Annotated in this window: 23 protein-coding genes and 1 pseudogene; 10 read left to right on the top strand and 14 right to left on the bottom strand. The window is 61.3% G+C overall.

What is annotated here, in order from left to right; translation table 11 throughout:
- Nucleotides 1-73 precede the first annotated feature (73 nt).
- Both KQ659_RS07085 and KQ659_RS07090 read left to right on the top strand, forming a co-directional pair.
- A complete protein-coding gene (locus KQ659_RS07085) occupies nt 74-565 on the top strand; it encodes a transposase family protein (RefSeq protein WP_216680531.1) in 492 nt (163 codons plus the stop codon).
- Nucleotides 553-972 carry a transposase family protein gene (locus KQ659_RS07090; protein ID WP_216680677.1) on the top strand — a complete coding sequence of 140 codons (420 nt, stop codon included), beginning with the start codon at nt 553-555 and terminating at the stop codon, nt 970-972. The genes KQ659_RS07085 and KQ659_RS07090 overlap by 13 nt, the downstream gene beginning before the upstream one ends.
- A 19-nt stretch (nt 973-991) precedes the next feature.
- Here the strand turns inward: KQ659_RS07090 and KQ659_RS07095 are convergent, their stop codons facing one another.
- Nucleotides 992-1,408, bottom strand: coding sequence for a helix-turn-helix domain-containing protein (locus tag KQ659_RS07095; RefSeq protein WP_216689424.1), 417 nt, complete (start codon nt 1,406-1,408; stop codon nt 992-994).
- A gap of 69 nt (nt 1,409-1,477) precedes the next feature.
- Between KQ659_RS07095 and KQ659_RS07100 the strand changes: the two genes are divergently transcribed.
- Nucleotides 1,478-1,828 (top strand): hypothetical protein, encoded by a 351-nt coding sequence (locus KQ659_RS07100; protein WP_216689422.1) that lies wholly within the window; start codon nt 1,478-1,480, stop codon nt 1,826-1,828.
- 333 nt (nt 1,829-2,161) lie between these two features.
- Here the strand turns inward: KQ659_RS07100 and KQ659_RS07105 are convergent, their stop codons facing one another.
- The 4 genes from KQ659_RS07105 to KQ659_RS07120 all read right to left on the bottom strand — a co-directional run bounded on the left by KQ659_RS07105 (nt 2,162) and on the right by KQ659_RS07120 (nt 4,842).
- The gene (locus KQ659_RS07105) at nt 2,162-2,707 is read right to left on the bottom strand and encodes an REP-associated tyrosine transposase (protein ID WP_216689420.1); all 546 of its coding nucleotides are present in this window, start codon (nt 2,705-2,707) and stop codon (nt 2,162-2,164) included.
- A gap of 141 nt (nt 2,708-2,848) precedes the next feature.
- Entirely contained in the window at nt 2,849-3,580 is a 732-nt protein-coding gene (locus tag KQ659_RS07110) for an EcsC family protein (RefSeq protein WP_216689418.1), read from the bottom strand.
- Nucleotides 3,581-3,624: 44 nt separating this feature from the next.
- The gene (locus KQ659_RS07115; protein WP_216689416.1) at nt 3,625-4,047 is read right to left on the bottom strand and encodes a hypothetical protein; all 423 of its coding nucleotides are present in this window, start codon (nt 4,045-4,047) and stop codon (nt 3,625-3,627) included.
- Nucleotides 4,048-4,080: 33 nt separating this feature from the next.
- Entirely contained in the window at nt 4,081-4,842 is a 762-nt protein-coding gene (locus KQ659_RS07120) for a glycosyltransferase family 2 protein (RefSeq protein ID WP_216689414.1), read from the bottom strand.
- 132 nt (nt 4,843-4,974) lie between these two features.
- On the opposite strand from KQ659_RS07120, the gene KQ659_RS07125 reads away from it, so the two are divergent.
- A complete protein-coding gene (locus tag KQ659_RS07125; RefSeq protein ID WP_216689412.1) occupies nt 4,975-5,718 on the top strand; it encodes a Dph6-related ATP pyrophosphatase in 744 nt (247 codons plus the stop codon).
- On the opposite strand, the gene KQ659_RS07130 is transcribed toward KQ659_RS07125, so the two are convergent.
- Nucleotides 5,715-7,325: a MutS-related protein gene (locus tag KQ659_RS07130; protein WP_216689411.1), complete on the bottom strand. Its 1,611-nt coding sequence runs from the start codon at nt 7,323-7,325 to the stop codon at nt 5,715-5,717. The genes KQ659_RS07125 and KQ659_RS07130 overlap by 4 nt on opposite strands.
- A gap of 136 nt (nt 7,326-7,461) precedes the next feature.
- On the opposite strand from KQ659_RS07130, the pseudogene yiaA reads away from it, so the two are divergent.
- From yiaA to KQ659_RS07145, 3 genes and pseudogenes are all read left to right on the top strand, one after another.
- A pseudogene (gene yiaA / locus KQ659_RS07135) lies at nt 7,462-7,866 on the top strand (inner membrane protein YiaA).
- An 18-nt stretch (nt 7,867-7,884) separates the two neighbouring features.
- Entirely contained in the window at nt 7,885-8,574 is a 690-nt protein-coding gene (locus KQ659_RS07140; protein ID WP_216689410.1) for a TIGR02117 family protein, read from the top strand.
- A gap of 123 nt (nt 8,575-8,697) precedes the next feature.
- A complete protein-coding gene (locus tag KQ659_RS07145; protein ID WP_216689409.1) occupies nt 8,698-9,375 on the top strand; it encodes a hypothetical protein in 678 nt (225 codons plus the stop codon).
- A gap of 16 nt (nt 9,376-9,391) precedes the next feature.
- Here KQ659_RS07145 and KQ659_RS07150 read toward each other — a convergent pair whose 3' ends face one another.
- From KQ659_RS07150 to KQ659_RS07175, 6 genes are all read right to left on the bottom strand, one after another.
- Nucleotides 9,392-11,296: a mechanosensitive ion channel family protein gene (locus tag KQ659_RS07150; RefSeq protein ID WP_216689408.1), complete on the bottom strand. Its 1,905-nt coding sequence runs from the start codon at nt 11,294-11,296 to the stop codon at nt 9,392-9,394.
- Nucleotides 11,297-11,909: 613 nt separating this feature from the next.
- On the bottom strand, nt 11,910-12,158 hold the full coding sequence (locus KQ659_RS07155; RefSeq protein WP_168673872.1) for a hypothetical protein: 249 nt from the start codon (nt 12,156-12,158) through the stop codon (nt 11,910-11,912).
- Nucleotides 12,159-12,780: 622 nt separating this feature from the next.
- Nucleotides 12,781-15,633 carry a S8 family peptidase gene (locus KQ659_RS07160; RefSeq protein ID WP_216689407.1) on the bottom strand — a complete coding sequence of 951 codons (2,853 nt, stop codon included), beginning with the start codon at nt 15,631-15,633 and terminating at the stop codon, nt 12,781-12,783.
- A 145-nt stretch (nt 15,634-15,778) separates the two neighbouring features.
- On the bottom strand, nt 15,779-16,096 hold the full coding sequence (locus KQ659_RS07165; protein ID WP_216689406.1) for a hypothetical protein: 318 nt from the start codon (nt 16,094-16,096) through the stop codon (nt 15,779-15,781).
- A 26-nt stretch (nt 16,097-16,122) separates the two neighbouring features.
- Complete coding sequence (locus tag KQ659_RS07170) at nt 16,123-16,431, bottom strand: hypothetical protein (protein ID WP_216689405.1); 309 nt, start codon at nt 16,429-16,431, stop codon at nt 16,123-16,125.
- Nucleotides 16,432-16,538: 107 nt separating this feature from the next.
- Nucleotides 16,539-17,651 (bottom strand): IS4 family transposase, encoded by a 1,113-nt coding sequence (locus KQ659_RS07175; RefSeq protein ID WP_216688119.1) that lies wholly within the window; start codon nt 17,649-17,651, stop codon nt 16,539-16,541.
- 183 nt (nt 17,652-17,834) lie between these two features.
- Between KQ659_RS07175 and KQ659_RS07180 the strand changes: the two genes are divergently transcribed.
- Nucleotides 17,835-18,278 carry an energy transducer TonB gene (locus KQ659_RS07180; protein ID WP_216689404.1) on the top strand — a complete coding sequence of 148 codons (444 nt, stop codon included), beginning with the start codon at nt 17,835-17,837 and terminating at the stop codon, nt 18,276-18,278.
- Between the two features lie 11 nt (nt 18,279-18,289).
- Here KQ659_RS07180 and KQ659_RS07185 read toward each other — a convergent pair whose 3' ends face one another.
- Together KQ659_RS07185 and KQ659_RS07190 are read right to left on the bottom strand one after the other, a co-directional pair.
- Complete coding sequence (locus KQ659_RS07185) at nt 18,290-18,844, bottom strand: hypothetical protein (RefSeq protein ID WP_216689403.1); 555 nt, start codon at nt 18,842-18,844, stop codon at nt 18,290-18,292.
- 69 nt (nt 18,845-18,913) lie between these two features.
- Nucleotides 18,914-19,726: a universal stress protein gene (locus KQ659_RS07190; RefSeq protein ID WP_216689402.1), complete on the bottom strand. Its 813-nt coding sequence runs from the start codon at nt 19,724-19,726 to the stop codon at nt 18,914-18,916.
- 454 nt (nt 19,727-20,180) lie between these two features.
- Here KQ659_RS07190 and KQ659_RS07195 point away from each other — a divergent pair, with 454 nt between their 5' ends.
- Nucleotides 20,181-20,768, top strand: coding sequence for a L,D-transpeptidase scaffold domain-containing protein (locus KQ659_RS07195; protein WP_226929866.1), 588 nt, complete (start codon nt 20,181-20,183; stop codon nt 20,766-20,768).
- Nucleotides 20,759-21,565, top strand: a complete 807-nt coding sequence (locus tag KQ659_RS07200) for a L,D-transpeptidase family protein (protein ID WP_226930112.1) — start codon at nt 20,759-20,761, stop codon at nt 21,563-21,565. Before KQ659_RS07195 ends, KQ659_RS07200 begins: the two co-directional genes overlap by 10 nt.
- Nucleotides 21,566-21,577 lie beyond the last annotated feature (12 nt).

Here is a 21,577-nt window from a genome sequence, read left to right on the forward strand (position 1 = left end):
AGCCATTATAGTAGACTTGTTGCGAAGTGAGTGAAGTGCGGAATTTTCGACAAACTGTACTTAAATTTAGAACATGAACTTTTCCGTAAAAAACCTCACTACTTCGCGTAAATGGCGTGCTGCCACGGGACTCACGGCGGAGCGTTTTGCGCAGCTTTTGGCGCATTTTAAGCAGGCGTATTTTCGGTTGAATGGAACAGATATGATTGAACGTGGGGCTTTTGCGCCGTATGAAGTAGCCCTTAAAACAGAAGAAGAATTACTGCTTTTCACCCTATTCAGCTTCAAAGCAAACTTGACGTATGATTTGTTGGGATTGGTCAGTGGGATGGACGGTTCCAACGCGAAACGCAACCAGGAATTAGGCATTACGGTGCTCCAAGAAGCGCTGGAGCAAACCGGGCATGCGCCAAAGCGGGAATTTACGACAGTGGCCGAATTTGAAGCCTATTTTCAGGAACACGAGACGTTATTGGTCGATGGAACGGAGCAACGCAAGCAACGACCAGGAAATAAAGAGATGCAAAAAGACTACTATAGCGGTAAAAAAAAATGCACGCCGTAAAAGAGATAGTTATTTCAACGACCATCCGCTGGATTGGTTTTATCAGCCGTTGTTACGGCGGAAGACACCACGACTACAGTGTGCTAAAAAGCATTTTACCAGTTGATAAAGAGTGGTTTAAAAAGTTCAAGGTGCGGTTGGACCTGGGGTTTTTGGGCTTCGCGAAAGACTACGTTTGCCGGAAAGTTTTTATTCCTATCAAAAAGCCGAAAGGGAAAGAACTCACCGATGAACAACGAGAAATAAATACAAAACAAGCAAGTGAACGAATTACCGTAGAGCATAGCATTGGCGGATTGAAACGTTATCGAATTTTGGAAGACCGATTACGTTTGCATAATTTGAACCTGTACAATGACGTGCTGGGAGTGTGTGCGGGCTTGTGGAATTTCAGCTTAAATCTGTGATTAATAGCTCGCAACAAGTCTAGTAGACTTCCTGATTCTTTTTCGGTCGTTCGATGGGCTGCACGGTAACATCAACGACAACTGTTTTTACGTGGGTATATTTTAATTTCTCCGGATTTTTGAGCCCGATTACGTCGGCTAGAATGGGTCGCATCTTGTGAAAAATCTTGTGGCAATAGCTTTCCGAGATTCCGTACGAAAACCCCAGGCTCAAAAAAGTGGGGTATTGCCGCAGGTATTCGAATGTCAGCAGCAGTTGATTCGCAACGCTCAATTCTGCCTCAATTCCACGTTTGGAGAGCGGATTTTCCCGCAAATACTGGTCAATCCGGTTTTGCACTTTCACCAGCACTTGTTGCAGTTGAACAAAATCAACCCCAAAAAGCCGTTTGCAAATGGTTGGGTTAGCCTGAAGTAGTTTGTATTTATCATTCATAACCAGTGATTTACATGTTATAACTTGTTTGTTTTATAAATATATGCATGAAAGATGTCTAATAGTAGCATGGCAGAGATTCTTGCTGACAAAGCATATCACTTGGAAATTCATCACAAATATTATATCCATTCATCGTTGCCTTGGCAGTACAATGACGAAGCATTAATTACACTTTGTAATTGGTGTCACCGTGAAATCCATGAAGCTGGAACATCTATCCCTGTTTTTTTAACGCAGGTAGCGCGTGATGAAGTGCTTCTTAAAGTCGCTGATTTAAAACAAAAAGTATTCTATTATACGTCTTGCTCAAGATGTGGAGGTAGTGGCGATATACCAAGCTATAAACATGTAGAAGGCGGCGTTTGCTTTCGTTGTGGCGGCTCTGGATACGACGAACTAAAGAATTTCAAAGCTTAGTAATATGCCACCATTTTCCCCGGTCAGAGCTAAGTGCAGAACCATTAGCTTTTAGCTGATAGTCTTTCTCTTTCTTGTTTTCTATCAGTTAGTTATGTCAAATGCATCAACTGTTTAATTTGGAACAAGCACTTAGTAGCCATATTTTAGAAGAGCAGTCATCACGGCTTTTTAGAAGCCCCGCTGCTCTTTCGGAGTTGTACTCCGAAAGCCAAACCTGTCGGGGGCTTGTAGCCCCCGCTCGTTGAGCGTGCATACGGGCGGAGTAGAACTCCGCAGCAGGTGGCTTTCGGAGTATAACTCCGAAAGAGCTTTTTGAGCTTTTCGGCTTTTTCAGTCGAGAAATAGGACGTCGAGGAGGCCGCCTTGCTCGGCGTAGTTGGAGGCGGAGCTGTAGAGGTAGTGTTCGGCCTCGGCCACAAGTTCGGCGCGAACGGGGTTTTGGTGCAGGTAATGCAGCTTTTGCAGGGTGAAATCCCGGGTCATTAATTCTTTGGCTTCGTTGCCGTCCTGCCAGAATTTATAGGTTTCGCTTTTGGCATTGGTGCGGGCGTTGTAGGCGAAGCGGTGCAACAGCCACTGCCGCCGGCTTTCGGGGTCGCGCTGGATGGCGGTGGTAATGGCTTTGCTGGTGTGGCGCTTGAAATCGTGCAGGATGTCCGACAGGTTCTTGCCGGGCGGGGTGGCGGCAATCAGGTGTAGGTGGTTGCTCATCAGGCACCAGACGTACAGTTCCAGGCCCTTGTGCTGCTGGCAGTAGCGCAGGGCATCGACGATGATGTGGCGGTAGGAGGGGCGGGTGAATACGTCGACCCAGTCGACCACGGTCATGGTGAGGAAGTAGATGTGGTCGGGGAAGATGCGGTTTTTTAGGCCCATTTGGGTGGGGGCTTTTATGAGTGGTTGCGGGGTTGAGTTCTGTTTGGTGGGTGAATTTCGTGCGCCGGGCGGGGGCTGCAAGCCCCCGGCAGATTGGGCTTTCGGAGTATAACTCCGAAAGAGCTGTGAGCTATTTCGGCACTACTCCAGTTGCCGGGCCGTAAAATACCGCATCCGGTAGCAGTTCTGGGCCGTGTGTCCCAGCTGCGCGATGAGCTTGTAGTTGGCCACGGCCCCCACGGCGGCCCCCACGAAGGGCAGGAGCTGGGCCATTTTGGCGAGGTCGATGTAGTCGCGGTATTCCTGTTGAAAAGTGCGCCAGTCGAATTCCTCGGGGTTGAGGGGCAGGGTGAGGCGGTAGGCGTCCCAGGTGGCGAGGCGGTGGTAGGTGGCGTTGCGGGTGTGCTGGCTGCTGAAGGCCAGCTGGAACACGTAGAGCACGTAAAGGCGCTCGGTGTAGTCGTGCACGTCGTAGCCGTAGGCGGCGGCCACGTCGAAGAGCAGCTTGAGCTTGATGCCGAGCAGCAGCGGAAAATCGGCCAGGCCGAGCAGGAAGCCGCCCGCACCGGTCACGGCACCTTCGGCGGTGGCCATGGTGCGGTAGTTGCGAATCTGGCTGCGCACGGCGGTTTCGCGCTGCGCAAAGGTGGCGTTGGCCAGCAGTTTGCCGGTGGTGTGCTGCGAGCCGAAGAGCACGCCGCGCACCATTTGCCGGATGGCGGCCGTGATGGCCTGGTGCACACGCTCGGGCAAAAAGGCATTGAGCCGCACCTGCACACGCCGGGCAAAGTTGTTGAGAAACGACGGCGACCGCTGCATTTTCAGCTGCCAGGCACGAAGCTCGATGCGGGCTTGCTGTTCTTCGGAGTTCATTCGGAAAAGGGAAAAGGGCCGTAGCGCGAACGTTACAGCTTGCGCTACAAGGTAGCTACCTGGCTGGCCCGCGTTTCGCGGGGCTTTTGCACCAGGTAATAATACAGCAGAATGCCCAGCCCGATGAGAAACGGCACCAGCGCCAAGTGCTTGCCCGTGACGTGCGGAGCCACCTGCACGGTATCGAACCCAAAAAACTCGCTGGTCATCCAGTAGGAATTGGCCGTAATCCAGAATACGATGGCCAGGTTGTGAGCCAGCTCCGAGGCGTAGGCGCGGGTGCGCCAGGCAATGACCAGGGCAATGCCCAGCGTGGGCACCACCATGAGCAGGCCCAGCGGCCGCCACACCATGCACCAGGCAATATCCTTCAGCAGCCAGAACAGGATGTGCGTGTTTTCCATCTTCCGGTACGCGGCCGGGATGGCGTATACTTCGGGGGCGGCGGCAGTTTCGGGGACGGCCATGGGGCGGGCAAAAGCCCAAAAATAAGGCCGGCGCTACTTCCCTGGTGCGGCAATGCCCAGCGCCCGCAGCTGCGGCGCGTATTTTTCGTAAATCACCTGCAAATCGGCGTTGTGCTTCCCGGCATCTACCCCAATGCTCACGTTGCGGGCGTGGAAGCGGTGCAGGTGGCTGATGTGCGGGCACACCACCGGCAGCTGCCCGGCCAGCAGGAAGCGCACGTAAAGGTCGAGGTCCTCGGCCATGGCCAGCTCGCCGTCGTAGCCGCCCACCTCGTCTACAAAAGCCCGGCTGTAGCACACGTTGCCCTGGATGAAATGCTCGGCCCGGAAAATGGCTTGCAGCATGGCCGTGGGCGTTTCAAACTGCCAGGCGTAGTAGTCCTCGTGGGGCAGGTAGCGGCCGGATTCATCCACGCGCAGGAAATCGGCCACGAGCCATGGCCGGTCGGGGTGGGCCTGAATGTGGGCGGCGTAGTGGTACAGGGTGCGCTGGAGCATGATGTCGTCGTCATCGAGGGGCACAACCCAGGCATCGGGCGCGGCTTCCCGGATGAGGGCGTTGCGGGCCGCGCCGGCCAGCTGGCGGCTGGGCGAGTGCCAGTGGCGCAGCGGCGGGCCGGGCTGGGCGGCGGCCTCGCGCAGGTAGGCGGCCGTGCCATCGCGCGAGCCGCTGTCGTAAATCAGGTGTTCGAAGGAGAAGTTGAGCGGGGCGCTGATGTTGGCGCGTACGCTGGCCACGGCCTCGGGCAATAGCTCCCGGCGCTGGTGGGTGGGGGTGATGACGGTAAAATGCATAGGCAGGGTGTTCGTCGGGAAAGCCAAAAAAGTTGTCGTTTAGGCCTGTTGGGGTGCAGCGCCCGCCTGCCCAGCCGAACCGTGCGGCCCTGAACCCGCCGAATGCCCGGCACTTGGTTACTTTGCCGGCACATGCAACAATCGGCCATTTTTAACTGGAGCGGGGGCAAAGACTCGGCGCTCGCGCTCTACAAAACGCTGCAAAGCGGGCACTACGCGGTGCAAACGCTGCTCACCACCATCAGCGAGCCTTACCAGCGCATTTCCATGCACGGCGTACGCACGGCCCTGCTCGACCGGCAGACGGCCGCCCTCGGGCTGCCTTGCCGCAAGCTTCAGCTGCCCGAAACCCCCACCATGGCTGCCTACGAGCAGCTGATGGCCAGTACTATGCACGAGCTCCAAAGTGCCGGGGCCACGGCCTCCATCTTCGGCGATATTTTCCTGGAAGACCTGCGGCAGTACCGCGAAACTAAGCTAGCCGAGCTGGGCATGCAGGCCGTTTTTCCGCTCTGGGGCGTGCCCACGGGCGAGCTTATCCGCGAGTTTATCGGCCTGGGCTTCAAAACCATCACCACCTGCGTCAACGAGAAATTCCTGGACCAGCGCTTCGTGGGCCGCATCATTGACGAGGAATTCCTGCGCGACCTGCCCGCCAATGTGGACCCCTGCGGCGAAAACGGCGAATTCCACACCTTCGTGTTCGATGGCCCGCTGTTCAGCCAGCCCATTCCCTTCGAGAAGGGCGAAATCGTGTACCGCAAATACCTCGCGCCCGCGCCCCAGCCTACCGACGCGGCCGACTACGACTGCGCCCCCGCCGCCTCCGACCCTAGCCCGTTCGATACCGGCTTCTGGTACTGCGATTTAATTTAGCCGGCGGCTGTGCCCGGGGCTGCGGCACCGGCCGCATCCAGGGTGCGGCTCAGGGCCAGGGCCTGCTGCACGATGCTGGCCGGGTAGCCCGCCCGGGCCAGCAGCCGGATAGCGTTGCGGGTGGTGAGCGGGCCGGGCTTGAGCTCGTAGTCGAAGTACCAGTCGGCCTCGGTCACGGTTTCGGAGAAGTGGTATTCGGTGAAAGCCGGGGCCAGGAGTGCGCCCAGCTCGCCGTCGTGCGTGGAGGCCACCACCAGGCTGCGCGATTGCAGGTGCGCCAGCACCGCCTGCGTGGCCGCAATGCGCTCCACGGTATTGGTGCCCTTAAACAGCTCATCGAGAATAAACAGGTAGCCCTCGGCTTCGGTCTGCTGAATAAAGCCCAGCACGGCCTCGGCCTCGGCGAAATAATAGCTCTTGCCCTCGGGTAGGTTATCGGCCAGGTTGATGCTGGATACTACCCGCCGGAATGGGGCCGCGTAGGCCGCCGCCGGACAGGTAGCAATGGTTTGGGCCAGCAGGGTATTGAGGCCGATGGTACGCATAAAGGTGGTTTTGCCCGACATATTGGAGCCTGTGAGCAGGATGCTGGCCTCGGTTACGGCCAGGTCGTTGGGCACGCAGCCGGGCACCAGCGGGTTGTAGGCCGCCGTGAGGTGCAGGCCGGTTTCTTCCGTTGAAAAAACCGGGGCGCAGTGTGCGTATCTCGCTCGAAACCCGGCTACTGCTACCGCGCAATCGGCGTAGCCCACTGCCTCATACACGGCCCGGATGGCCTCGGCGTGCTGCATCACGTCGCGCCGGCAGCGGTGGTATACGATGAAATCGAGCAGCAGCACAATCTTCACGTATTGCAGTATCAGCCACGGCAGGGCCGCCAGGTCGGACTGCAGCTGGCCCTCAAACTGTAAAAAAGCTGCCTTACTCACAATGGAGCTCAGCCGGCCCAGCGGCGCGGCCAGCCCAGCCAGGGGCTCCAGGGGCAGGCTCAGGCGGCCCAGGTCGCGCCCGGCGCGGTAGAGGCTGCCCAATTGCAGCATGGGCCGCACGCCGGCCACCACCCGCGTCCGGTTCCAGAAATGCAGCAGCGTGTGCACCAGCAGCTGTCCCGCCGTGAGCAGCCACAGCGCCGGCTCCCAAAAGCCGCCCACGGCCGTGGCCAGCAGCAGCAGTACCAGCGCCGGGGCGGTGGCCGTCCAGGACAGCTCGGGCAGGGCATCGCCGGCCAGCAGGTCGGTCAGGTAGTAGGCTTCGGTAGAGGCGAGGCGGCTGAGAGCCAGCTGCGCCCGGCCGCGCTCAGGGGTCTGGGTGGCGAAAAACGTAGCTGCTTTGTCGAACTCCCGCAGGGCCGTTGCATCGGCCAGGGGGCTGCGCAGGCGGTGGTAGAGGCACTGCTGGCCCACGCGGCTCACGGTGCCGTCGAGGAGCGTGAACAGCTCGTCGCCGTTCAGGTCGGTCCAGGTTTGCTGGTCGAGGCGGTGGTAGGCGGGCTCGGCCTGCACCGCTGCGTGGTAGCGGGCAATAAGCGGAAAGTTGCGAAAGCGGGCCGGGGGCTGCCGCCACTCGGCGTCGAGGGCGGCCAGCCGCTCGGAGGTTGAAGTCCACATGGAAAGCGAGGGGAGGAGCGCCGCAGGTGGCGGCGGCCAGGCAAAAGTACTGGCGGCGGCCGGTTGCCGCCGGCCCGTGGCTTTCCCTGTTTCTGCCATACTTGGCGGCGCAAAATTCAACCATTTCCACCCACCTATGAACCCCCAGCCGCAACCGTCCAATGCCTTCATCGCCGCTTTCTGGGCAGCCCTGCTGGCTGGGCTAGCCGCCTTCATCATCGGCCTCTGGAACGCCGCCATGCCCCTGAACGAGAAAGGCTACTACTTCACGGTGCTGATGTACGGCCTGTTTTCGGCCATTTCCCTGTAAAAAAGCGTGCGCGACCGTCTCGAAGGCATTCTCGTAACCAACATTTATTACGGCCTGAGCTGGTTTTCTACCGTACTGTGCATTCTGCTGCTCAGCGTGGGCCTGTGGAACGCCACGCTCATCCTGAGCAAAAAAGGCCTCTACGCCATGTCGTTTCTGCTGAGCATGTTTGCGGCCATTGCCGTGCAGAAAAACACCCGCGACAGCCAGCGCATGGGCACTGCTCAATAAATCCGCTTACCCCAATCTATGCCGCTTAAGCTTCGCAAAACGCTGAAATTAAACGCCTATACCGTTGGCGGCATCATAGGCGTCGCGGCGCTTTATGTGGGGTCGGCGCTGGTGCTGTCGGCCATTCCGGTGCCCAAGGCCGACTCCAACGCTCCGGCCGACGTCACGGTTTTTCTGCGCACCAACGGCGTGCACACCGACATCGTGCTCCCCATCAAAACCAACCAGATTGACTGGGGCCAGTCGCTGCCCATCGCCAATATTCCCTCGCAGGACAGCACCATGCGCTATATCGCCTTCGGGTGGGGCGATAAAGGATTTTACCTCGATACGCCTACCTGGGCCGACCTCAAGGTGAGCACGGCCTTCGTGGCGGCGTTCTGGCTGGGCTCGTCGGCCATGCACACCACCTACTTTCACAGCCTCGCGCCCGGCCCCGAAACCATCCCGCTGCACCTCAGCCACGCCGAATATGCCCGCCTGATTGCCTACATCCAGCGTAGCTTCGCCCTCGATGTCGCCGGCCGCACCCAGCACATCGCCGGCCACAGCTACGGTCCGGATGATGCTTTCTACGAGGCCCACCGCGTGTACAGCTTCCTCTACACCTGCAACACCTGGACTAACAATGCCCTGAAAGCCAGCGGCCAGCGCGCCTGCCTCTGGACGCCTTCCGACAAAGGTATTTTCCTCATCTACGGCCGGTAGCTGATTGGTGCGGCTGGTTCCGTGGGCCGCAGATGAGCATCACCGTTCTTTGTTGCTCTTGTTTGGCCGGGTGCGTTGTTTCGCGCGCCGTTTTCCCCGTCTTGTCCCGCTATTTTGCTTCTAATGCAGCCCGCAACCATCATCACTCCCCGCACCGCTCGTTTTTTTAGCCTGGGCGAGCCGGGGCCAGCCATTCAGCACGTCTGGATATGCCTGCACGACCACGACCAGCCCGTGGCGGAGCTGGCCGCGCAGCTCGTGAACCTCGATACCCCGGAACGGCTGCTCATCCTGCCCGAGGCGCTTTCGCGCTACACGCTGCCCGACGGGTCCGACCAGCCCGCGTCGGACCGCGCCATGTGGTTTGCCCCCAACTCGATAGCGGATGACCTGGCCGATTCGGCTACCTACCTGCAAGCTCTGGCCGCCCAAACGCTGGCCGCCTGCCCGGCCGGTACCCCCGTTACGGTACTGGCCTACGGGCACGGCGCGGTGGTGGCCTGCCATTGGCTGGCCGAAAGCAACATGGCCTACCAGCGGCTGGTTCTGTACGCGGCCGTGTTTCCCCCGCTGCCCGACCGGCGCAATTTGCTTGCGGGCTTGCCGCTGCGCCCGGTGCAGGTGGTGGCCACTACCGCCGATGTCTTTACGCCCGAAGCCGATGGCCCGGCGCTGCTCCAGGACCTGCGAGCCGCCGGCCACACCGCCCGCCTGAGCTACACCGAGCCCGGCCCGCTCACGCTGGCCGCCCTGGGCGCGGGGCGCGAAGAAGGTGGCCTGCTCACCTCCGCCACGGCCTAGGCTGGTGGTTCCGCAGCTAGTGGACGGCCGGCCCGCCGGTAGGCAGCGGCTCTACCCGGAAGCTCGGCGCCACGTAGTCGGCGGGCAGGTAGCTGGCCGGGATGGTGGTCTGGTTGCCGTCGCGGGCGGCGCGGTAGTGGGGCGACATAATTTCGACCCCGGCCGCGTTGAACTGGTCCTGGATATTCTGGTGAATGCGCGAGTAGATGCCCGCCTGCGCCCCGGCGGCGCGGGTGTAGGCATTGAGCTGGTAGCTCACGTAGAAATCGTCGAGGCTGGTTTGCAGGATGAAGGGGGCCGGGTCGGGCAGCAGCTCCTCCACCTGGGCGGCGGCGGCCAGCATCAGGGCGTGCACCTGCTTCCAGGGCACATCGTAGCCGATGGTAATGGTGGTGTGCAGAATCAGGCCGCGGGTGGGGGCGGCCGTGCTGTAGTTGGTGGTGTGCGAGCTCATCACCGTAGAATTCGGGATAGTAATTTCCTCGTTTTTGACGGTGCGGATGCGCGTTACGAGCAGGGTTTTTTCGAGCACGTCGCCGGTCACATCGCCGATTTTCACCCGGTCCCCGATTTTAAAGGCCCGCATGTACGTCAGCACCAGCCCGGCCACCACGTTGGAGAGCGAGCCGGCCGAGCCGAAGGTGAGTAAAAAGCCCAGAAACACCGATACTCCCTGAAAAATAGGCGAATCGGACCCCGGCAGGTAAGGGAAAACCACTACCAGCGCAAAGGCAAACACCAGCACCCGCACAATCTGATAGGTCGGGTCGGCCCAGTCAGGGTAAAAGCCGTCGATGGTGAGCGTGCCCTGCCGGATGCCTTCCTTCAGCGAATAGATGAACTTGAGCACGTAGCGAAACACCGCCACTATCACAATGATGGTGAACAGATTGGGCAGGTAGTTCCAGACCGAGTGCAGAATCTTTCGCACCGGGTTCAGTACGTAGCCCACCAGCATATCGGCAATGTTCTGGGTGCCGGGAAAAATGCTGAATACGATGGGCAGCACCAGGTAAATAGTGAGCAGAATTACGGTCCACTGCAGAATGGTGAGCAGCAGTAGCACGGCATTGAGCTGCCAGTCGGCATTGAAAAACTCGTAGGTGCCCATCTTCATGCCCGTAAACCAGGTGCCCTTGCGGGCCACCAGCTTGCCCTGCACCCAGCCAAACAGCCTGTTGATGTACTTAACGGCAAAGAAGAACACCAGCAGCACGAGTAGCGTGAGCCCCGCCTGTCGCAGGTAGGTCTTCACGCTATTGGCCTTTTGGTAGGCCGTGATGGCCCGGATAATGGCTTGCTGGTGCTGGCGGGCCAGCGAGTCCTTGCTCACGTTTTGCCACAGCGCGTCGTTGTCGCTCACGCTTTGCAGCACGCGGTCGGCATACATCAAATCCACGGTTTGCTCCGAGGGGACCAGTCGTAGCGAGTCGGGCCGGAAGAAGGCCTGTTTCTCCAGCTCCAGAATTTTGCTGGTCGTAAGCGCGGCCCGCTCCTCCGGCCGGAACGGCCCGAACCGGGTATATACGTAGAACAGCGTATCGGCATGGGCCACCACCGGGTAGCCCCGGGCAAACTGCTTGAGCGAGTCGATGTAGCGGTGGGCCCGCACCTGCCGCATCGAGTCGACGGTGCGCAGCGCCTGGAATTGGGTGAGCAGCTCGCGCTCGCGCGAGCGGTTGGGCCCACTTTTTAGCCCCAGCAGCTCCTGTTGCAGCTGGGCCAACTGGGCCGTGTTCTGGCGGCGCAGCGAGTCGAGGCGCTGTAGCCGGCCCATGTCGGTGCTCAGGCCCAGGGTGCGTGCCGAATCTTTGATAACCGTCGCGGCGGGCTTGGCTGGTGGGGTTTGCGCGTAGTCAGCGCGAGGGATAATAAACAGGCTCAGGCACAGCAGCCAGAGGCCCAGGGTATAAAAACGCATACTGGGAAAGGAAGAAAGATGGCAGGGATAAGCCCGACAATGTAGGTAATCTTTTTTCCCAAGCTAGTATTTTATGCTAATCAACGCCCTTCTCGCGGTCAGTGGCACCAGCGTCCACACGAATAGGGCCATTGCACCAAATGCACAGTTAGCGTTGCTATAGTTGAGCTAATATTTACAACGCATTGACCAATAGCATACTTTGAACAAGGCAAGTTGTGAGGAGGCTGTTGTAACTATTTGAGCAGCCAGTAAATCATTTCACCGAATCCTGGCGCTGTAAAGGACTTTCCGATTCAGCAATCGACACATGTTTTTTTAAGCTCAACCAGAAAATGCTAACTACGCATTTGGTGCAATGACCCTATCCACACGAACGGGAATCGGGCGATTTGAGTAATTGCTGTTAAGTACTCGATTTCTGGTTGCTTGTTTTTGGTTGCTCGTTTCCCGTTTTTAAGCCGTTTTAGGGTCGGAATTCAACCAGCAGCAACAGAAGCCAAGGCCGCTGGCGTGCCGGGCATTCCCCCCCCCCCAAACAAACCGACCCCGCCGGCGATGAAGCCAGCGGGGTCTTAAGGGATGAAACCATCGGGCGAACGGCCGGCGCGGCCTAGTTCAACCATACATCCGCCACCTGCTCGAAGCGGTGGGCGGCAAAAGCCCCGTAAGGACGCTCGGCATAGAAACCAAGGACGTGCACCTGCGGCTGGCCCGTGCGCACATGCGGCAACACGCGCACGGCGTACACGCGGCCGGCCTCAGGCCAGTCGCCAACGTAGTCGGCCGGACGTTGCGCGTCGTTCACGCAACGGGCAAATTGCTGCAAGGGCAGCGGCGTAGGGAGTTTGACGTTTGACATACCCAAAGATACAATTATTACAGTAAGCTAAAAAATTTGGAAAGTATTTTATTTAGGCTTTTTTGATGAGGAGTTAGGTGATTTCATATTTTCAATATGATTATATCATGAATCATGTAACGTGTTCAGCGAAAGATAGTTGTGTAATAGTTAGGATAGTGGAAAATGCCCGACTAATTTATTTAGTAATTTATGGGAGCGATTTTTTTCACTAAGACAGCTAAATATTGTTATGCTTGTATTGTCTGACTGGTTTATTGTTGCTCCGCTTTTTAGCACCCGGCAGCTGCTATTGCTTGGTTGTCCGGGGCCGGTCAGCTAGTCCCTGCCGCGTGCCGCAATGGGCTGGAAAATAATTGCGCGGGTAAGCTACTGATGGCGTAAGCGGGAGCCGAGATGCACCACAAACCTAGCGCGCCAGGTGCGCCAGATTGCACTAAACCGCTGGATAGCTGATATTCCCCGGCGAAGCACCCATTAATCACTATGTATGCTCCCGGCGGCGGTAATGCAGTGCAATTGCGGCAGGCGGCACGAACTGCTTTCGGCTCAAGCCAAAAAAAGGCCCTTCAGCATGCGGATGGGCATATGAAGGGCCTTTGGGCAATTCTGGTAAGTGCCGCTAACGGGTTATCACCACTTTCTGCTGATAGGTGCCGGCTGTGCCGGGAATGCGCAGCACGTACACGCCGGCGGCTATCGCGCTCAGGTCGAAGGTAGCCTCGGCCTGCTGGGTGGGCAGGGCCCAGCGGCGCACGGCGCGGCCGGTGAGGTCGAGTAGGGTGGCCTGCGTGGCGGGCGCTACGGCCGGCAGCACCACGGTGAGGCGCTGGCTGGTGGGGTTTGGATACACTCGGAATGTGTTGTTTGCCAAAGCTGCCGAGCGCGTGGGTAGCACGGTGGCATAAGCCGTGGCCGCCGCATCGGCCGAGGCCTGGAGCTGTGCCAGCGTGGGCGCGGCCAGCACGGCAAAGGCCACGGTGGTAGAGTCGCCGGGGGCCAGCCGGGCCAGCCGGGTGCCCACTACCTGCGATACATCGGCCCCGTTGGGCAGGCCGGCGGTGCGCTGGGCGCGGGCGGTGCCGCTGCTCAGGGCCAGGAATTTTTCGGCCAATGAAAAGCCGTCGGCCAGGCGGATGGGGGCGCCGGCGGGCGCGCCGCCGTCAATGGAATACACGGCCGGCGCGCCGCCGCGCAGCAGCCGGATGCCCGCGTAGGCCATGGGGGCGGGGGTGCCGGCCGGGCCGGCCAGCGCGTAGCAGTAGCCCAGGGCGCGGGCGCTGTCGTAGGCGGCGGCGTTGCGGGCCGCGCCGTTGGAATTGGGTAGGTCCCAATCGGCAAAAATGCCGGCGTAGAGGGGCTTGAGCGTATCGGCGGTGAGGTTTTTGAGCGAATATTCCAGCACCACGAAATCGCGGCGGTCGGGCGTGGCCCAGGCGTAGGCGCGCTGGCGCACGGCCACGCCCACGCTCCGCACGCGGCTGCCGGCCACCGGAATGGTGTCCTGAAAGGCGATGCGGGCTTCCTGGTCGGTGCGGGGGCCGGGCTGCTGACGGGTAGCCTGGCGCAGGCTGAAAAACGACTGCCGCGACTGCCCGCCGCTGCTGCGCAGCCGGTCCGATACCCGGGTGGGCGTGGTGGCCAATAGCAGGCCGCCTTCGCTCAGGATATTGCCACCGGCGCGGTAGCTCAGGCCTGCGCCCACGGTGCCGATGAGGTTATCGAAGGCCAGATTGCCCCGGCTGGTGAGCGTGATATTCAAATCGTTGGCATCGAGTACCACGTAGTCGGGGTTCAGCATCAGGTCCACGTATTGGTCGTACTGAAAGCCGGCGGCGGCCGTGATGCGGTAGCGCAGCGTGGCCGTGGCATTGAGCGGAATACCGCTGGCCGCCACCGCCAGCCGGAAGGGCGCGCTGAAGTTGGTGGCGCGGACCAGCGTGGCCATGTTGCCCACCACAAAGCTGCCCTGCCGCACCGTGAGGTAGGGCGAGAGCGAAGTGAGCGTGACCGTGAGCCCGGCCACCGGCAGTAGCATATTCTGCACGTCCACGGCCAGGCGCAGGGTGTCGGCGGGGGCATAGGCGGGCCGGGCGGGTAGGAACGTGCTGGCGATGACGCGGGCCTCCTTCGGGCTTTCGGTGAGGGCGCGCAGCACGTTGAGGCGGCCGGTGCCGAGGCGGCCGGCCCAGGCCGCGTTGGCGGGCAGGGCGTCGATATTGTCGGTGGTCTGGCGCAGGCGCGCCCTTACCTGGGCGGCCGTGAGCTGCGGGAATCGCCACCGCACCAGCGCCGCCGCCGCCGCCGCCAGCGGCGCGGCAAACGAGGTGCCGCCCACGGCCACGTAATCGGCATCGGCCACGCCGCTCGCCGATACCGTGTGGTAGCCCTGCGTGGTGAGGATGCTGATGCCCGGGGCCACCAAATCGACGCGGTGGTTGAACGTGCCGCTGCCGCTTTTCTGGTCCGTGCTTTGCACCCCGGATACCGACAGCACATGGTCGTAGGAAGCGGGGTAAAAGAGCACGTCGGCGTTGGTATTGCCGGCGGCGGCTACCACCACGGCGTCGCGGTTCACGGCTGCGTACGTGATGGCATCCTGCTCGAAGCGCGAGTAGCCACCTATTGCGCCCCAGCTCATGTTGATGACCTGACAGCCGTGGTCGGCGGCATACACCACGGCCTCGAACCCGGCAAAAGAGCCGGTGGGCGTGTTGGGATAAATGTTCAGGGGTAGAAACCGGCACTGGTTGCCCAGGCCGGCAATGCCGAGGCCGTTGTCGGTGCGGGCGGCGGCCACCCCGGCCACCATCGAGCCGTGGATGATGGTGATGTCGTAGCCGCAGTCGTTGTCGTTGTTGGCCAGGTCCCAGCCGGTGAAGTTGTCCACGTAGCCGTCGCCGTCGTCGTCGAGGCCGTTTATAGGGTCGGCGTAGTTGTGCTTCAGCTGCTGGCGCAGGTCCTCGTGGGTGAGGCGCACGCCGCCATCGGTGATGCCGATGACGATGCTGCTGTCGCCCCGGGTAACATCCCAGGCGCGGTAAGCGTGAATTTGCTTCAGGTAGAACTGACTGGCTGCGAGGCTGGTGAGCGTAGAGTCGGCCCGGGGGTCGTTGGGCTGGTATAGCGGCTCGCGGGTATAAAGCGGCTCCACGTACTCCACGGCCCCGGTGCCCAGCAGCACGGCTCGGGCCCGGTCGAACGGCGTGGCGGCGGGCAGCTCAACCTGGTAAATCCGCCGCAGGTCCACGCTGCCGGGCCGCTCGGGACTAGGGGCCTGGGTGTGGGGAAATTTCTGCCGCAGGCCGTGGGCGCTCAGCGCATTCAGCGCGGCCTCAAGAGCCGCCGGGGCCTGGCCGGGCCGCAGCTTCAGCACCAGCCGGCCAGGAATGGTGGGCGGCGTGGCCACGGCCGTAGCCGCCTGCCCCAATCCAATTAATAAGAAGAAAAATAATGCACGTAACGTGTTTTTCATCAGGTAAAAGCCTTGCGGTGATATCGCAGTTAAAGATAAGAGCTTACGTATTGATTACGCGGGTTGGATTATCGGCAGACCCGTAAAAAGCAAGCCCGTCGCTTCAGCAGAAGCGGCGGGCTTGGCAGGATAGGGCTGCGCGGTGCTAACGCGGGTTGTAGTACTTGTAGGGCTTAGGCGATTTGGCCGTTTTGAAGGACTCCAGCTTGTGGGGCTTCATGTCGATAACCGGGCGGTTGCTCTCGCGGCGAAACTGAATTTTGTTGTTTTTGCCCTGGCCCGATTCCGAGGTGTGGGAAAAGGCGCGCCGGGCTTTCAACTTGGGGCGCGACTGCGCGGTGGCCGGAATGGTCAGGCTCAGGCCGAGGCCCAGGAACAGCAGAAAAAAAACTTGTGCATGATGGTAAAAAAAGACAGTGAAGGACAGAGCAAATAAGTTGCTCGGGAAGTGATTGAGGAGCAAGTAAGTGGCTAACCAGCAGCAGATAGCTATAATAGGGCTTGTACGTCGTGGCCCAGATTTTCGATATCCTGCCGCAGCTGCTGCCAGGTGCCGTGCTCGGAGCCGGAGGTCGGAGTGTCGGCCTGCGTAAGCTGCGCTGCCAGGCGGGCGCGCTTGGCTTCGAGGGCGGTGGCGTGGGCCTCGTAGGTATTGGCGGAGCCGGCGGCCGTGGCGTGGGCGCGGTTGTGCAGGGTCTTGATTTTGGCATCCAGCTCATCAAGGGCCAGGCGCAGGTTGGGAGCCGAAAGCTGCGGGTCGCGCGGAGCACAAGCGTCGGAAGTAGGGGAGGGGACCATGGGCGGCGAAGTAAGCGGCAGGACAGTTGGGTGTTGTACTGCTTTCAGCCCCGAAAAGATGCCGCCCAGGGCCGCCGTCCCGCCCCCCGGTTATGTTGCCAACTACTCTACCCTACTATTTTTAGTAATTGATTTTTAGCAAGTTGCCTCGTAATCCAGTTCAGTAGCGTTTCAACCAAGCGGGCCAATGGGTCCTCGGGCAGGGTCAGCGGGCGGGCGAGTTGGCGGAGCAGATTGAGGCCGTGGCGGCTCAGGCTGGCGGCCCGGTAGCCGTGGTTTTTGCGGGCAATGGGCTGGCGGCCGCCGTGGGCGGCCGCGCCCACGCCCAGACAAAACGCGTAGGCCAGGCTGACCAGGGCCACGAGCTTGCGCAGCTTTTGGAAACAGCGCAAGTGGGTGGCTTCCAGGTTAAAGCCCCGCCCTTTCAGATTTTGAAAGCATTGCTCAATCGTCCAGCGCTTGGCATAGAGTTGCTCGAGGTGGTTCAGACCGGCCGTGGCAAACAGGAAGACAAACGCGTCCGCCGCCACGGCCTTGACCCAGACCTGCCCCCAGACTCCGTCGACCTGCACGTGGGCGAAGCGGCGCACCTGCCCCGGCACCAGGCCCAGGTCGGCCACGGCCTGCCGCCGGCCGTCGGCGTGGGTCAGGCAGTGGTGCTTGGGCAGGCGCATGACAAAATTAAGCCCATTGTCTTTGAGCCACTTGAACCACGCATGGCCGACAAATTCCCGGTCGCCCACGACCAGGCCGATGCGGTCTTTGCCCAGCAAGGCCAGGCACTTTTCGAGCACCGCGATGCGGTCGGCGGCGTTGGAGTTGCCGCTGCGGTTGTCGAGCAGGTGCCAATAAAGGGGCACGTGGACCTCGCCCGTGCCGACGGTGACGAGCAGGATGTTCACTTGGCACTGGCCGAAGTCCCACTCCGTGCGGTCGAGGCATAAGCGCAGCTTGCCCTGCGCAGGCAACAAACTCAGTAAAATCCTGGCCACCAGTACGTAATTGAGGTCTACTTCGCGGAAAAAGTCCTGAATGCGCGTTTCGTTCGAGGCGGGCTTGGCCGCGTCATTGAGGTGCTGGGCCACCTCGCCGAATTGCACGTTGCGGCTCTTTATCAGGCCAAGAATAAACTGGCCCACAAACTTTTGGCGGGACAAGTGGCCCACAAACGGGGCCTGCTGCAAAAGCGTCGTAATTTTAGCGGCGAAGTGTTGCTTCACGGGGCAGAACGGGTTTTTGGTGGTGTCGTAACCCCAAAGGTCGGGCTGCCCCGTTTTTGTACCTGAAAAATAGTAGGGTAGAGTAGTTGCCAACATTACCACAACAAAAGGATAATTCTCCGGCCGCTGCGCCCGCAACAAGGCCAGGTAGCTTTGTGGCATAGAACTTTAGCCCGACCCCTCATGCATTACCGTTGCGCTTTTGTGGTTGGCCTGATGGTGGCGGCGAGCGGCCTTGCTCAGGCCCAGACGGCTTCGGTAGTGGCGGTGGCCCAGGCCGAAGGCAGCGCCGCCGCCGCCCCGGCGGCTCCCACCGTCTATTTCACGGCCGAGGAAATGCCGAGCTTCCCCGGCGGCGACGCGGCGCTGGTGAAGTTCCTGAGCAGCAAGGTGCAATGCCCCGCCGCCGCCCTCGACCGTGGTTTGTCTGGCAAAGTCCACGTCGCCTTCACCGTAGACCCCGCCGGCCACCTGCACGACCCGCACGTAGTGCGCGGCCTGGGCAGCGGCCTCGACGCAGAAGCCCTGCGCCTCGTGCGCCTCATGCCTTGGTGGACGCTCGGCAAGGTCCACGGCCAGCCCGTGTGGGTGAGCATGACCATGCCCATCGTGTTTCGGTTGCTTTGAAAATCAGTTAATTAGCCATCCATAATGCGGGGCAGGCCCAGCTCTCGCGCTAGTGGGGCCGCGCCCGACTGCCACAGGGCGGCCAGCACCGCGTTGGCGGTTTCGGCCAGTTCCAGGTGGAAGTCTTCGTGCAGGCGGGTGGTTTGGCGCAAGGCCTCCTGGGTGCGTTTGGCCAGGTGCTGAAGCAGGGGCTGGGTGGGGCCGTGCAGGCGCGCCGTGCTGGCCGTCTGGTGCCGGAACACGTTGGCCAGCAGCCGCCAGCTGAGCTCGGCCTCGCCAAAAGCATCATCGGTTATTTTGGCGTGGTAGGCCAGCCGCGTCTGGAGCTGCCGCAGGATAACGAGCAGGTCGTTGGGCGTTTGGTGGAAGCCCCGCACCGGGTCGTCGACCTGGGTGCGCAGGGTGGCGCGGCGGGTTGCCAGCGCCTCGGGGCCCTCCAGCAGCCGGAAGGCCAGCTGTTCGGTCAGCACGGCATCTTGGGCCACGAGGCGGGCCAGGAGCTGGTCCTTTTCTTTCTGCGGCAGCTGCAGTAGGGCTTTGCGAAGGGCGGGCGGGAGGGCGGGCATGGGGAGGTGCTACGCGGGCAAGGTTCAGCCGCAAGCTACGTGCCTCGCGCCCGCAAGGTGCCGCTGTGCCTACCGGGCCGGCAGTATCAGGATGGGCAACGCGCTGTCCAGCGCGAGCTGGGCCGTCACGCTATTATGAAAAAGCTTGCCCAGAAAGCTGCGCTCACGGGCAATCACCACCAGCAAATCGAAGTCATGGGGCTGGGCCACCTGCATAATGCCCCGGGCCGCGCTGGCGCTGGTCACGGTGCGGGCGTGGGGCGGGGCCAGGTCGACCAGCAGGCCGGTTTGCCGCACCGATTCCAGGGCGGCGAGGTCCTGCTCGTGGTGGCCGGCCGATACGTTCAGCACGGTCACTTCGGCCTCCAGTGCCTTGAAGAGCTGCTGCATGGTGCCGGCGTGCGCGCCCAGGTTGAAGGGCTCCCCATCCACAGCCATCAGCACGCGCCGGGGCGGGGCCGTGCTGCTCACCAGGTAGGGCACCACCAGCATGGGGTAGGGGGCGTGGCGCAGCAGCTCCAGCGAGGTGGTTTGCACCAGCTCATCGGGCAGGTCTGAGTGGTCGGGGCGGCCCAGTACTATCAGGCTGGGGTGGTGCCGGGCCACGGCATCGGCCACGGCCACCTCCACGCGGCCGTAGCCTACTTCGGACACCACGGGCACAGGCAGGCCACGCGCCACACTGCTCAGGGCCAGCGCCACGGCTTCCTTGCTCAGGTCGGAAAAATCGCCCGTGAGGCGCTCCGGGTCCAGCACGGAGTCGCGGCGCACGTTCAGCAGCACCAGCCGGGCATGGAGGGGCCGGGCCAGGTCAGTGGCATAGTCCAGCGCCCGGTTGGCGGCCTGAAAAAAGTCGGTGAGAACAAGCAGGGAGGCGGTCATGATGAGGAGAGGCTGGTGAGAGTGCGCAAAGCAAAGAACCGACCTGCACTGCGCGGGTCAACTGGCATACGTTAGTAAAACCACTTGATTTTTATCATGTTTCGCGGCGAGCAGCTGGCCTTATTTACGGAGTTGTTTATAGAAAATCACAAAAAGTCCCCGAACGGTCATGCTGCGCGCAGCGCAGCGCAGCATGACCGTTCGGGGACTTTTTAAACAGCTTCTACAGCTTCGGCCCCCGTCCCAAAAGGGAGAGGATGAATTTAGTGAAGATATATATATTAATAACTGTTATAATGAATTAAGTCTGCTGCTGATGGCTGCTCTTCGCCTCATGCCGGTTTGCCTGTGCCTGGTCCTTATGGCCCCGGGGAGCGGCTCCGCGTCCGGCTGGTAGGTCCCGGCCCCGACTTCGGCCGCCATCAACCCCGCCAGCCCACTGCCCACCGAGCCCGTGGGCTCATCCATTCAGGCCCTGCTCGATACCACGGTGGCCGGCAGCCAACGCGCCGCCGATGAGCAGCGGGGCCTGCAGGCCGGAGCCGCCCTGCGGGCGTTTTACGGCCCCGACTGCGCCCCGGCCTGGGGCACCGCGCCCGACAGCCTCAACATGAGTGCCGCTCTGGCCCTGCTGGCCCGCGCCGCCGAGCACGGCCTGAGCCCCGCCGACTACCACCTGGGCCAGCTGCTGGCCCTGCGCGATTCGCTGGGCCGCGCTCGGCGTCCGGCCGCTGCCCGGCAGGCCCGCCTCGACGTGTACCTCAGCGATGCGGTGCTGGCTTTTGTGCGCGATTTGCGGCGTGGGCGGCTGCGGCCCTACACGGTGTCGGGGGGGAGCGGGCTGCCGGGCCGGCCGGGCAGCCGGGCCCAGTGCTGCGCGCCGCCCTTGCCGGCCACAATGTGCCCGCGGCCCTGCTGGCCAGCCAGCCCGCCAACCGCGAGTACCGGCAGCTGCAGCAGGCCCTGGCGCAGTGGCTGGCTGCCCCCGTGCTGCCCGACTCGGCGGCCCGGCACCAGACGCAGTACGAGCTGGTGGCCCTGAACCTGGAACGCTGGCGCTGGGATGGCATTCCGGAACCCGAATACATCCTCATCAACCTGCCCGCCTACGAGCTGGAGGTAATTGCCCGCGACTCGGTGCAGCGCCGCCACCGCGTGGTGGTAGGCAAGCCCGAAACGCCCACGCCCACGCTCAGCAGCCGCCTCAGCCACTTCACGCTGGCGCCCGACTGGCATGTGCCGCATTCCATTGCCACTCAGGAAATGCTGCCCCGTCTGAAGAAGGACCCCGGCTATCTGTACCGCAACAACTACCGCCTCACCGATGCCCAGGGCCGGGGGCGCAACCCCTGGCACATCAACTGGAGCCGCGTCACGAAAGAGAACTTCAGTTACACCATCCGGCAGTCGCCCTGCTGCGATAATGCGTTGGGCAACATTGTGTTTCGCTTTGCCAATCCGTACGCCATCTACGTGCACGATACGCCGGCGCGGGCCCTGTTCAAGGCCAGCCGCCGCGCGCTCAGCCACGGCTGCATTCGCCTGCAGAACCCCATGCTGCTGGCCGCCTACCTGCTGCGCCGCGAAGGCCGCCCCGTGCAGCTGCCCACCGAAGACGAATGTGCCCGCCATGCCGCGCTCGCGCTATGTGCGCCTGAGCCGGCCTCTGCCGCTCTACGTGCGCTATGCCACCTGCACCGCCGAGAACGGCCAGCTTCGCTTCCTGGCCGATGTGTACCACCGCGACGAACCCCTGCGCCAGGCCCTGTTTGGCCTGCGGCCCTGAGCCGAAACCCGCGTTCCAACCTCTGTGGCCTGGTGATAAAAATCATGCAATAAGGCGATTGACAT

This window comes from Hymenobacter siberiensis (genome assembly GCF_018967865.2).
In the GTDB taxonomy this organism is placed as follows: Bacteria; Bacteroidota; Bacteroidia; order Cytophagales; family Hymenobacteraceae; genus Hymenobacter; species Hymenobacter siberiensis.

Excerpts from the sequence above, each read along its gene's own strand:
- KQ659_RS07085 (WP_216680531.1), top strand. The coding sequence starts at position 74 with ATGAACTTTTCCGTAAAAAACCTCACTACTTCGCGTAAATGGCGTGCT.
- KQ659_RS07090 (WP_216680677.1), top strand. The coding sequence starts at position 553 with ATGCACGCCGTAAAAGAGATAGTTATTTCAACGACCATCCGCTGGATT.
- KQ659_RS07095 (WP_216689424.1), bottom strand. The coding sequence starts at position 1,408 with ATGAATGATAAATACAAACTACTTCAGGCTAACCCAACCATTTGCAAA.
- KQ659_RS07100 (WP_216689422.1), top strand. The coding sequence starts at position 1,478 with ATGGCAGAGATTCTTGCTGACAAAGCATATCACTTGGAAATTCATCAC.
- KQ659_RS07105 (WP_216689420.1), bottom strand. The coding sequence starts at position 2,707 with ATGGGCCTAAAAAACCGCATCTTCCCCGACCACATCTACTTCCTCACC.
- KQ659_RS07110 (WP_216689418.1), bottom strand. The coding sequence starts at position 3,580 with ATGAACTCCGAAGAACAGCAAGCCCGCATCGAGCTTCGTGCCTGGCAG.
- KQ659_RS07115 (WP_216689416.1), bottom strand. The coding sequence starts at position 4,047 with ATGGCCGTCCCCGAAACTGCCGCCGCCCCCGAAGTATACGCCATCCCG.
- KQ659_RS07120 (WP_216689414.1), bottom strand. The coding sequence starts at position 4,842 with ATGCATTTTACCGTCATCACCCCCACCCACCAGCGCCGGGAGCTATTG.
- KQ659_RS07125 (WP_216689412.1), top strand. The coding sequence starts at position 4,975 with ATGCAACAATCGGCCATTTTTAACTGGAGCGGGGGCAAAGACTCGGCG.
- KQ659_RS07130 (WP_216689411.1), bottom strand. The coding sequence starts at position 7,325 with ATGTGGACTTCAACCTCCGAGCGGCTGGCCGCCCTCGACGCCGAGTGG.
- KQ659_RS07140 (WP_216689410.1), top strand. The coding sequence starts at position 7,885 with ATGCCGCTTAAGCTTCGCAAAACGCTGAAATTAAACGCCTATACCGTT.
- KQ659_RS07145 (WP_216689409.1), top strand. The coding sequence starts at position 8,698 with ATGCAGCCCGCAACCATCATCACTCCCCGCACCGCTCGTTTTTTTAGC.
- KQ659_RS07150 (WP_216689408.1), bottom strand. The coding sequence starts at position 11,296 with ATGCGTTTTTATACCCTGGGCCTCTGGCTGCTGTGCCTGAGCCTGTTT.
- KQ659_RS07155 (WP_168673872.1), bottom strand. The coding sequence starts at position 12,158 with ATGTCAAACGTCAAACTCCCTACGCCGCTGCCCTTGCAGCAATTTGCC.
- KQ659_RS07160 (WP_216689407.1), bottom strand. The coding sequence starts at position 15,633 with ATGAAAAACACGTTACGTGCATTATTTTTCTTCTTATTAATTGGATTG.
- KQ659_RS07170 (WP_216689405.1), bottom strand. The coding sequence starts at position 16,431 with ATGGTCCCCTCCCCTACTTCCGACGCTTGTGCTCCGCGCGACCCGCAG.
- KQ659_RS07180 (WP_216689404.1), top strand. The coding sequence starts at position 17,835 with ATGCATTACCGTTGCGCTTTTGTGGTTGGCCTGATGGTGGCGGCGAGC.
- KQ659_RS07185 (WP_216689403.1), bottom strand. The coding sequence starts at position 18,844 with ATGCCCGCCCTCCCGCCCGCCCTTCGCAAAGCCCTACTGCAGCTGCCG.
- KQ659_RS07190 (WP_216689402.1), bottom strand. The coding sequence starts at position 19,726 with ATGACCGCCTCCCTGCTTGTTCTCACCGACTTTTTTCAGGCCGCCAAC.